General features: G+C 48.1%; 9 protein-coding genes and 1 pseudogene. 3 read left to right on the plus strand and 7 right to left on the minus strand.

Annotation, left to right across the window (positions count from 1 at the left end; all coding sequences use genetic code 11):
* Positions 1-50: 50 nt before the first annotated feature.
* On the minus strand, positions 51-1,100 hold the full coding sequence (locus tag ACVA53_RS19350; RefSeq protein WP_255043473.1) for a response regulator: 1,050 nt from the start codon (positions 1,098-1,100) through the stop codon (positions 51-53).
* 368 nt (positions 1,101-1,468) lie between these two features.
* Here ACVA53_RS19350 and ACVA53_RS19355 point away from each other — a divergent pair, with 368 nt between their 5' ends.
* Entirely contained in the window at positions 1,469-2,344 is an 876-nt protein-coding gene (locus ACVA53_RS19355; RefSeq protein WP_255043463.1) for a LysR family transcriptional regulator, read from the plus strand.
* 472 nt (positions 2,345-2,816) lie between these two features.
* Positions 2,817-3,416: a Yip1 family protein gene (locus ACVA53_RS19360; RefSeq protein WP_255043464.1), complete on the plus strand. Its 600-nt coding sequence runs from the start codon at positions 2,817-2,819 to the stop codon at positions 3,414-3,416.
* Positions 3,417-3,568: 152 nt separating this feature from the next.
* Here ACVA53_RS19360 and purF read toward each other — a convergent pair whose 3' ends face one another.
* From purF to truA, 6 genes are all read right to left on the minus strand, one after another.
* Positions 3,569-5,086: an amidophosphoribosyltransferase gene (gene purF, locus ACVA53_RS19365; protein WP_446505981.1), complete on the minus strand. Its 1,518-nt coding sequence runs from the start codon at positions 5,084-5,086 to the stop codon at positions 3,569-3,571.
* A 129-nt stretch (positions 5,087-5,215) separates the two neighbouring features.
* The gene (locus ACVA53_RS19370) at positions 5,216-5,707 is read right to left on the minus strand and encodes a CvpA family protein (RefSeq protein WP_255043474.1); all 492 of its coding nucleotides are present in this window, start codon (positions 5,705-5,707) and stop codon (positions 5,216-5,218) included.
* A 64-nt stretch (positions 5,708-5,771) separates the two neighbouring features.
* The gene (locus ACVA53_RS19375; protein ID WP_446505982.1) at positions 5,772-6,350 is read right to left on the minus strand and encodes an SPOR domain-containing protein; all 579 of its coding nucleotides are present in this window, start codon (positions 6,348-6,350) and stop codon (positions 5,772-5,774) included.
* Positions 6,351-6,352: 2 nt separating this feature from the next.
* Positions 6,353-7,627, minus strand: coding sequence for a bifunctional tetrahydrofolate synthase/dihydrofolate synthase (gene folC, locus ACVA53_RS19380; protein WP_446505986.1), 1,275 nt, complete (start codon positions 7,625-7,627; stop codon positions 6,353-6,355).
* A 155-nt stretch (positions 7,628-7,782) separates the two neighbouring features.
* On the minus strand, positions 7,783-8,721 hold the full coding sequence (gene accD, locus ACVA53_RS19385) for an acetyl-CoA carboxylase, carboxyltransferase subunit beta (protein ID WP_446505983.1): 939 nt from the start codon (positions 8,719-8,721) through the stop codon (positions 7,783-7,785).
* A gap of 165 nt (positions 8,722-8,886) precedes the next feature.
* On the minus strand, positions 8,887-9,672 hold the full coding sequence (gene truA, locus ACVA53_RS19390) for a tRNA pseudouridine(38-40) synthase TruA (RefSeq protein ID WP_255043468.1): 786 nt from the start codon (positions 9,670-9,672) through the stop codon (positions 8,887-8,889).
* A 65-nt stretch (positions 9,673-9,737) separates the two neighbouring features.
* Between truA and ACVA53_RS19395 the strand changes: the two are divergent.
* A pseudogene (locus ACVA53_RS19395) lies at positions 9,738-9,812 on the plus strand (hypothetical protein); the annotation flags it as partial.

Consider the following 9,812-nt stretch of genomic DNA (forward strand, 5'->3'; position numbering starts at 1 on the left):
GGTTATGGCAGCGACATCCAATTAATTTTGAGGTACTTGGTTGAACAAAATTAGTTCTTGGTTTTTCTCTTGAAGGTTAAGCTAAAGCTGGCCGAGCCTGTTTCGCTTAGTGACAGCCGCCCGCCAGAGTCTGAAAGCTTGAGGCTCACACTATCATTGCTACTCGCTTGGTTACCCAACCATGGCTGGGCTGTCACAACTTGTTCCCCGTCGCTGGTTTGCAGCCGTGCAGAGAGGCCCGCTGACGCAATGTTCAACGTTCTATCTGTTACATCAAAAATACCAAAAATAGCCTTTATCGGAGAGGCATAGCCGGAGTGGCGCATCCCTTTTTCAATTAGCTTAATGAGCCCTGAGATAGAGCTTTGATCGCCCATTCGGGTACGTAAATAATCATTAAAGAAGGCTCGTATCAACAACGTTGTTGCCGTACCGTTGTCGCCCCCCGTTGCCGAGTCGACCAAATAAAACGCCAAACGGCCATCTATCAGCCAGGTATAATCGAGTAAAACAGGCTGAACATCGGTTGCCTGCAATATACAATAATTCAATTGCCAATCTCCGAGTGAAGACTGTGTTTCAGGCATCAGCCCGATCAGCAACTCCCGAGCGGCTCTCGGGTTAACCTTAAGCTCTTCAATGTGCCACTCAAGCTCTTCATCAACGACGGTTTCTTCTTCAATGTTTACCCACTGGCTAGAAAAGCCAAGATTTTCCGTCACGGAATCTTCCGATTTAAGTACCGACATAATCGCTGATTTAAGCACCATGATGTTATCGAGCGGTTTAATGAGAAAATCCTTCACCCCATGACGCAAAGCTGCTGCCACATCCGACATATCCCCGGTACCGGAGATAACGATGATGGGTACCATCGGATAATGTAGGGAGACCTCCTCAACAAACTCCATCCCCGTCAATATTGGCATGGCTAAATCACATAGCAAAATGTCAGGCATATCATTTCGTAATGCCTGTAGCCCCTCCAAGCCATTTTCCGCCTCACGCACTCGGCAGCCCTGGCTGATAAGAAAGCCAGAAAGCATGGTTCTAAATACTGGATCATCTTCGACGATCAGAACGTCTTTATCTTCAAGCAAAGCCTGCTCCCTGACTGAAGAATGGTAATGGTGCTTGATACCTCGTGTGCCGCCTTGCTGGGAATGTGTACTCATGACAACGCTAACCACAGGCTTGACTAACCTATCAAAAGCATAGGTCGAAATCCGCAGATCGTCAGGGGATTAATACGTTCTGTGACGAAAATATTGGAAATTGTTAACAGTATCAAAATTTAAATTTATCAATTACTAAGATTTGTCCCTAAAGTAACCTCAAGTGGCTTGAAGATAGCTGAAAGAAAAATACCCGTTATCTTGATTTACAGCAAAAGTTGCCTTGAAAGCGTCATCTTTTAATATGTTTTGTTATACAATTCCCCATTATAAGTTTTCAGTGTTGTAAAGTTATGAAGCTTGACGATTTAAATTTATTCCGCATGGTTGTGGAAAATGGCAGTTACACAGCGACGTCTCGTAAGACCCAGGTGCCCGTTGCCACCCTGACCCGGCGTATCCAAGCACTTGAAGAGTGTTTGAGTATCCGCCTACTAAACCGTCATGCAAGGAAGCTATCACTGACCGAAGCCGGACAAAAATTTTACGATGAATGCAGCCCGTTGCTACAGAGTTTGGTCGATACGGCCGAGCATGTCAGCGAAGAGTGCAAAGGAGCAGCTGGTAGGCTAAAGATTGCCGCCCCGTCAAACCTGACCAAGGTAATGCTACAGCCTTTGCTCAATGCCTTCATGCAAGAGCATCCAGCGATCCATATCCAGCTGATGATGAGCAATGATCCAGAAGTTCTCGACCCAACAGATTGGGATGTCATTTTCCGGGTCGGTCCACAGCGCGACTCCACCTTGATTGCACGAAAAATCAATGCGGTGAAAGACATTTTGGTCGCCAGCCCAAATTACCTTAACCACAACTCCGAACCCAAGCACGCTCAAGATCTACATCAGCACCCATTACTAAAGGGTAAACCGCTGCTGCGTTGGCGCCTGACCAACTGTGATGGTGAGACTGTGACAGTGTCAGATCGTGGCCGTTATGAAGCTAACGAACTCAATGTTGTGCGCAAGGCCTGTATGGCAGGACTAGGGATTACCCTAATGCCAGACGTGATGCTGGAGAAATACATCTCCTCCGGCGAGTTAGTACAAATCCTCGAAAACTGGTCATCGAACCAGCGTGATGTATACCTGATGTATAACCACCGCGATTATCAGCCAGAGAAACTGCGGATTTTCATTGAGTTTGCCAGCGAGTACTTCAAACTCTAGATTCTCAGCCGTAAAAACCACCTTCCCGTATCAGCTTATTATGCGGGAAGGGAGCACTCCTCCAATCCCCCCTTCTTCATTCTAGATACCCACATAGTGGATAAATTCCCATAAGATGCCGCACTTCCTTGCGAAGTGTTTCAACCCCGACTAAATGTTAATAGTACTGGCACGAAAGCCTTCCTGAATTTGTGTTTATACCAATCTGGATAAGTAGTTGATCTATAGATTGCACAGGAAAAATTGTTGTTATCAAGGCGGAGGTTGCAGTAACTAGTGGCTCTAATTACAAAACCTCTAACGCAGCTAACAGCGATTTTAACCAGCAAGATTAATCAAATACTTATGTAGGTTGGGTATTATTGGTAGGCAAAGCCATAACTAGCAAGAAGAGCACCCATAGCACGAGATGAACTGACGCTGTGTTCTTCGATAACCGACGAAAATAAGCACGACTCGATGAGGAAGCGTTATGATTCTGGGACATTTATTCGGTTTGTACACCCACCCCAAGCAAGAGTGGCGGGCAATTGACAAGGAACATGAAGGGGTCCAAAGCAGTTTAAGCCATATCTTACTGGTTGCCTTACTGCCACCAGCGTTTGCCTTCATCTCCAGCGTCTTTATTGGTTGGCGTATCGGTGTTGGTTCACCTATTTACCTAACCCAAAGCAGCGCGTTGGCAATGTCGGTAGCCATGTATTTTGCCCTAATCGCCGGGGTCTTTGCCCTCGCCTATCTCACCTACTGGATGAGCCATACCTTTGGCTCCACGCCGACATACACACAAGCACTTGAGCTGGCAGCTTATACGGCAACACCACTTTTCATGGTCAGCATCGCGGCGATTTATCCGCAAGTTTGGTTCTTGATGATTGCCGGCCTTGTTGGGATCGCATACTCGGTCTACTTACTGTATACCGGCGTCCCTATCCTGATGCACATTCCTGAAGAACGAGGGTTTATTTATGCCAGCTCTATCGTGACATGCGGGCTGGTGCTATTGGTATCCATTATCGCAGGCTCGGTGATTTTGTGGAACTTGGGCATAGGGCCACAGTTTAGTCATTAGGCTAGAGGCTAGAGGCTAGTAACTCTTACAACAAGATTAAAATTCACTCGTTATACCTTTTGATTCAGAGACAAAAAAGCGAGAGCACGTTGCTCTCGCTTTTGTTTTATCTCTTCCTAGAGCCCGTGCCGATAGCCGCTCTCGCCTGCCTATTACACCCCTTCGTTGTGCAACTCTAGGTTCGCCAAGTCCTGTTGGATTTCACGCTGTATTTTCGAATCTTCACTGCGCAGTGATTCCAGGTAATCCAAATACGACTGATTAATATCACCCGTTACATAAGAGCCACTGAATACAGATGTTTCGAATTTTTGGATCTCAGGATTGCCTTCGGCTACGGCATCAACCAGATCTTGCAGATCTTGGAAGATCAAGCCGTCAGCGCCGATCATCTTGCTGATCTCATCCACTTCACGACCATGAGCAATCAGCTCGTTTGCCGTTGGCATATCGATACCGTAAACGTTCGGGAAGCGTACCTCAGGGGCAGCAGAAGCCAAGTAAACCTTGCGAGCACCAGCTTCACGGGCCATTTCGATAATCTGCTCTGATGTTGTTCCGCGGACAATCGAATCGTCCACCAGCAGTACACTCTTGCCCTTGAACTCAGAGCGGATAGCATTAAGCTTACGGCGCACCGATTTACGGCGCATTTGCTGGCCTGGCATAATGAAAGTACGGCCCACATAGCGGTTTTTCACAAAGCCCTGACGGTATGGCTTGTCTAGCGTACGAGCAATTTCCAATGCACTATCACAAGATGTTTCAGGGATTGGGATAACGACATCGATATCTACATCAGCCCACTCGCGCTTGATCTTCTCACCCAGTTTCTGGCCCATGCAAACGCGTGCGCTGTATACCGATACCTTATCGATAAACGAATCAGGACGTGCAAAGTAAACGAATTCAAACACACAAGGGTTTAAGGTTGGGTTATCAGCACACTGCTGGGTAAACAGTTGGCCATCAAAGGTCACGTAAACGGCTTCACCCGGCGCAACGTCACGCATGAAGTCAAAACCAACCGCATCCAATGCAACAGATTCTGAGGCAACCATGTATTCAACCTGGCCTTCAATTTCACGTTTACCCAGACACAACGGACGAATACCATACGGGTCGCGAAAAGCGATCATACCGTGGCCAATCACCATAGAAACGACGGCATAAGCACCTTTAACCATGCGGTGCACTTCGCCAACCGCATCAAAGATTTCTTCAGGCGTAATTGGATAGGTTTGAGCACTTTCCAGCTGGTTTGCCAATACGTTCAGCAAAATTTCAGAGTCAGACGTTGTATTGACGTGACGACGTGCTTTTTCGAACAACTGCTCTTTGATTTCGGCTGCGTTGGTCAGGTTACCATTGTGAGCCAGTGAAATACCGTAAGGTGAATTAACATAGAATGGCTGGGCTTCTGAGGCGCTAGAGCTACCTGCAGTCGGATAGCGCACATGGCCGATCCCTACATTACCCTGCAAACGTTGCATGTGCTTGGCTTCAAACACATCACGGACCAGACCGTTCGCTTTACGCAGACGAAAACGATTGCTTTCTAAGGTAACAATACCAGCCGCATCTTGGCCGCGGTGTTGCAACACGGTCAATGCATCATAAATAGACTGGTTAACCGGGGTTGAACCCACGATTCCGACAATACCACACATGTCCTAAATCCTCGTCACGCTTTAATTGAATTTCAGCGGGTATTCGACTGTGTCAAATACCCGCTGAAAGCTTTTCCATTGGGTATCAGTACACTAAGACACTGAACCCGTTACATTCCACACCGTTCGCTAAAGTGCGCCCGGTAAAAAGCTTGATGTGTCCTTCAAGTACGTGAAGAACCATTCAATCACCACACCAAACTGGGGGATCAACTGGGACTGTAACCACCAGTCTGAATCTGCAAACCCCGTAAAGGCGTCGATGAAGAACAGTACCGCGGCAACAATCAATACGCCGCGTATCCCTCCGAACACTATGCCCAGTACCCGATCTGTCCCTGACAGACCTGTTTTCTGTACCAGTTGTCCAATCACATAGTTCACTACTGCGCCGACTATCAGCGTGGCAATGAACAAGGCAGCGATTGCGCTGCCGTTACGAAGCATCTCGTCGTCAATGTTAGTGAAGTAAGCCGCCAGCTGAGTATAAAAATTGCTTGCGACAAAAAAGGCTGCAAACCATATCACTAACGAAAGTGCTTCCTTGACAAAACCTCGGATCACACTAATCAGAGCCGAGAAGCCTATTACGCCTAAAATTACGTAATCAATCCAGATCATCATTGGTTGTATTCATTTTGTTGATGCGTATTCTAACAGAAAAAATGAGAACGCAAACGTTTACCTAAGGGTTAAGTGGATTAAATCTGACCAATCGGCCTTTTAATCCGGTCAATTCTTCCAATTTCTTGATGTCAGCCGAAAGCTTCTGCTTCGACACATCAGGACCAACAACAACTCTGGCAAGAGCGCCTTGTTGCGGCTGCTTTGGAAAGACATGCGCTTGATAACCCGCCTTGCGAAGACGCTCAACCAACTGGTTGGCGTTATCAAAATTGCGGAAAACCCCCAATTGCACCACCCAAGCAGTGTCTTGATTACCCACTTGAGGCTCAGTAACTGGCTGAGGTTCAACCTTCAATGGTTGATTAACCGCCTCGATAGCCTCCGCTGTCACTTCTTCCGACTTCGGCTCATCTATCACGACTGTTACGGGTTCTGGAGGTAAATCCACCTCTGCAAACTCCGGAGCAGGGATCGTTTCATACTCTACTTCAGCGGTGGTTTCAGGCTGTAGCGGAATACTGGCAAATTGCTCTTGGTAATGCTGTTTTTTGCCGTCGAACAAATCGGGAAGGAATATCACTCCGATTGCCACCAAAATGATTGTCCCGACCAACCGGCTCTGAAATTTACTTGCCACTGTTACTCCTGGTTCTTTGCTTCAATGTGACTGGTTATCTGACCTACAGTGTAAAAGGAGCCAAATACAATTACCATATCGTCAGCCTGAGCCTGTGTCAGCGCTTTGTCATAAGCGGCCTCAGGCGTTTGGTATGTATCGGTTCCCGATGGTAAATAAGCGAGGATCTCTTCGGCTGTCGCCGCTCTCGGGCCTGTCAGCGAGGCCGGATACCAACAATCAACCACTTCTTTCATCTCAGCAATGGTAGCAGCAATATCTTTGTCGTGAAGCATCGCCACTACGGCATGCAGCTGTCTCTTGCCGAGCTTGTTCTTAATGCCCTCTAGCTGCGCGGTAAAATACTGTGCCGAATGTGGATTATGAGCCACATCCATGATCACCAAAGGCTGCTCTGACACTGTCTGCATCCGTCCCGGCAACGTCGCGTCCGCCAACCCCTCAATGACGTTTTCATCAGTGATGTTGAGCTCAGCAACGGCCAGTGCCATCAATGCTGTTGCCGCATTGGGAAGAGGTAGCGATGGAAGCGGAAGTTGGTCTAATGTAAAGGAACCGCTTTGCCAGTTCCAATGATCAGCTTCGACACTGTACTCGAACTGGTAACCAACCTGAAACAGCTTGGCGCCGATATCATCGGCATGAGCTGGTACGGTTGCCGGGGGGTTTGGTTGACCACAGACCGCTGGCTTGCCGCCACGGAAAATACCGGCCTTTTCGTAACCGATAACATTGATGTCATCACCTAACCAGTCAACATGATCAACCGCCAAGCTGGTGATCACCGATACATCATGATCAACAATATTCGTGGCATCCAAACGACCGCCAAGTCCTACCTCTAGTAAAACGACATCAACCTGGCGAGACTTGAATAACTGCAGGGCAGCTAAAGTGCCAAACTCAAACAAGCTCAAGCTGGTTTCACCACGCAGCTGTTCAATTGAAGAGAAGGCTTCACTATGGGCACTGTCTGGAAGTTCAACACCGTTGATGCGGACCCGCTCGTTATAACGCACAAGGTGAGGAGAGCTGTATACCCCAACACGATAACCGGCCTTAAGCAGGATCGCTTCCATCATGGCACAGGTCGACCCCTTGCCATTGGTCCCCGCGACAGTGATCACGCAAGGAGCAGGCTTAATTAGCTCGGCTTTCTTAGCCACCGCCTGGGCACGATCAAGGCCAAGGTCAATGGCACTGGTGTGAAGTTGTTCAAGATAAGTCAGCCATGAGGCCAAAGAGGAGTTTGCTTGAGGTGCTGTCAGTCCGGACATCATATTTCATTTCGCTATAACAATATGAGCCCTAATTTACCATTGAACGCGGCCAGACCAAACCGCAATGTATTGATTCTTGATAGTTAGGGGCTTATACAAAAACAAAACGGGGCCTAAGCCCCGTTTTCTGTCAATATTAGCAAGCGATACGCTTACTTTTTTGCTTGCTCGTTCTGCTCTTCAGCTGGCTCTTCTACCTCTTTTACCGGCTGCTCGACAGGGACAGGTACCACCATCGGTGATTCAACCTGAGTCAGCTTGGCAACTATGCCGCCGATACGCTGGCGCATTTCACGACGGTCAACAATCATGTCAATCGCACCATGATCAAGCAGGAACTCACTGCGCTGGAAGCCTTCAGGAAGCTTCTCACGCACCGTTTGCTCAATAACACGCTGACCGGCAAAGCCAATAAGGGCTTTTGGCTCACCGATATTAATATCACCCAGCATCGCCAAACTTGCCGACACACCACCCATTGTCGGGTCAGTCAGTACCGAAATGAAAGGCAAGCCTTCATTAGATAGGCGCTCAAGCGCAGCACTGGTTTTTGCCATCTGCATCAGCGACATCAGCGCTTCTTGCATGCGGGCACCACCACTGGCAGAAAAACATACCAAACCACAGTTATTGGCAATCGCCTCGTCAACAGCGTGAACGAACTTGGCGCCGACGACAGAGCCCATGGAGCCGCCCATGAAAGAGAATTCAAATGCACAGGCAACCAACGGCTGGCCTAGCAAGGTTCCTTTCTTCACGACCAGTGCATCTTTCTCGCCACTCGCTTTCTGAGCAGAAGATAGACGGTCTTTATATTTCTTGGAATCACGGAACTTAAGCTTATCTTTTGGCTCAAGCTCAGCGGCAATTTCAACCTGCCCTTCTTCATCCAGGAATGTTTCCAAGCGACGACGCGCTTTCATGCGCATGTGATGGTCACATTTAGGGCAAACTTCCAAGTTACGTTCTAGATCGGCGTGATAAAGCACTTGTTCGCAAGAAGTACATTTGGTCCACACCCCTTCAGGGATAGACGCTTTGCGAGAAGAAACAATATTGCTTTTAGTAAGGATCTTTTCCAGCCAGCTCATGAATGACCTTTTATCTTTTATTTCCCTGCCCTTAGGGTCTTTGCAGCAGAGAATACAAATTCGTTAATTTACCAAGGTGGAATTAAAGCACAAACTCGTCTAACTGTAGATAAAAAACTGGTACTACAAGTTAGCCCGAGGCAGATATGACCGTTACCTAACAGATTAATCGGGTAAAAACAGCGGTCCGACCGGTACTTTCGGCAAGTCATGCTCTTGAGGGTAGTCAACATCCACCAAGTACAAACCTTCCGCTTTTGCCGTTGCTCCTGCCAAAGTACGATTTTTCTGGGCCAGCAACCACTGGATCCATTCCGGCTTTTCTTCGCCTCGGCCGACTTTAATCAGGCTACCAGTTATGTTGCGAACCATATGATGAACAAAGGCATTAGCCTTGATATCAATGATCACAAAGTTACCCTGACGCGACACGTTCAAGTGCATTAGGTTACGCCATGGGCTACGAGATTGACAATACACAGCACGGAAGGATGTGAAGTCATTCTCACCCAACAAGTATTGACCCGCTTCGTGCATCGCCTTTTCATCGAGTTCACCGTGATAATGGCTCACACCTTTGGCTAAAATTGCAGGACGCAAAGCATGATTATAAATAATATAGCGGTAACGACGTGCCGTCGCCGTAAAACGGGCGTGGAACTCGTCATCTACAACCTTGGCCCAACGAACCGCAATATCTTTAGGTAAGTGGGCATTCACCCCCATGGTCCACGCAGCCATTTTACGGTCAACGTCAACATCAAAGTGAACCACCTGACCGGTGCCATGAACCCCAGCATCAGTCCGTCCCGCACACTGCACCTCAATCGGCTTATTGGCAATCTTGCTCAGCGCCTTTTCCAAGCGCTCTTGGACACTGTCTACGTCACGCTGGCGTTGCCAACCGTAGTATTTCGCACCGTCGTACTCAATACCTAAAGCTATTCGCATAATATTCTTCGTCTTGCTGGCGGCCAAAGGCCGATTTTCAAATTAAGGGGGGATTATAACAAAACGATGGGCGATGGGCGATGGGCGATGGGCGATGGGCGATGGGCGATGGGCGATGGGCGATGGGCGATGGGCGATGG

The sequence above is a fragment of the Photobacterium sp. DNB23_23_1 genome (genome assembly GCF_052873815.1).

What these genes read in the sequence shown, in the direction of transcription:
- ACVA53_RS19355 (WP_255043463.1), top strand. Translation starts at nt 1,469, where the DNA reads ATGAAGCTTGACGATTTAAATTTATTCCGCATGGTTGTGGAAAATGGC.
- ACVA53_RS19360 (WP_255043464.1), top strand. Translation starts at nt 2,817, where the DNA reads ATGATTCTGGGACATTTATTCGGTTTGTACACCCACCCCAAGCAAGAG.
- purF (WP_446505981.1), bottom strand. Translation starts at nt 5,086, where the DNA reads ATGTGTGGTATTGTCGGAATCGTGGGTTCAACCCCGGTTAACCAGTCT.
- ACVA53_RS19370 (WP_255043474.1), bottom strand. Translation starts at nt 5,707, where the DNA reads ATGATCTGGATTGATTACGTAATTTTAGGCGTAATAGGCTTCTCGGCT.
- folC (WP_446505986.1), bottom strand. Translation starts at nt 7,627, where the DNA reads ATGTCCGGACTGACAGCACCTCAAGCAAACTCCTCTTTGGCCTCATGG.
- accD (WP_446505983.1), bottom strand. Translation starts at nt 8,721, where the DNA reads ATGAGCTGGCTGGAAAAGATCCTTACTAAAAGCAATATTGTTTCTTCT.
- truA (WP_255043468.1), bottom strand. Translation starts at nt 9,672, where the DNA reads ATGCGAATAGCTTTAGGTATTGAGTACGACGGTGCGAAATACTACGGT.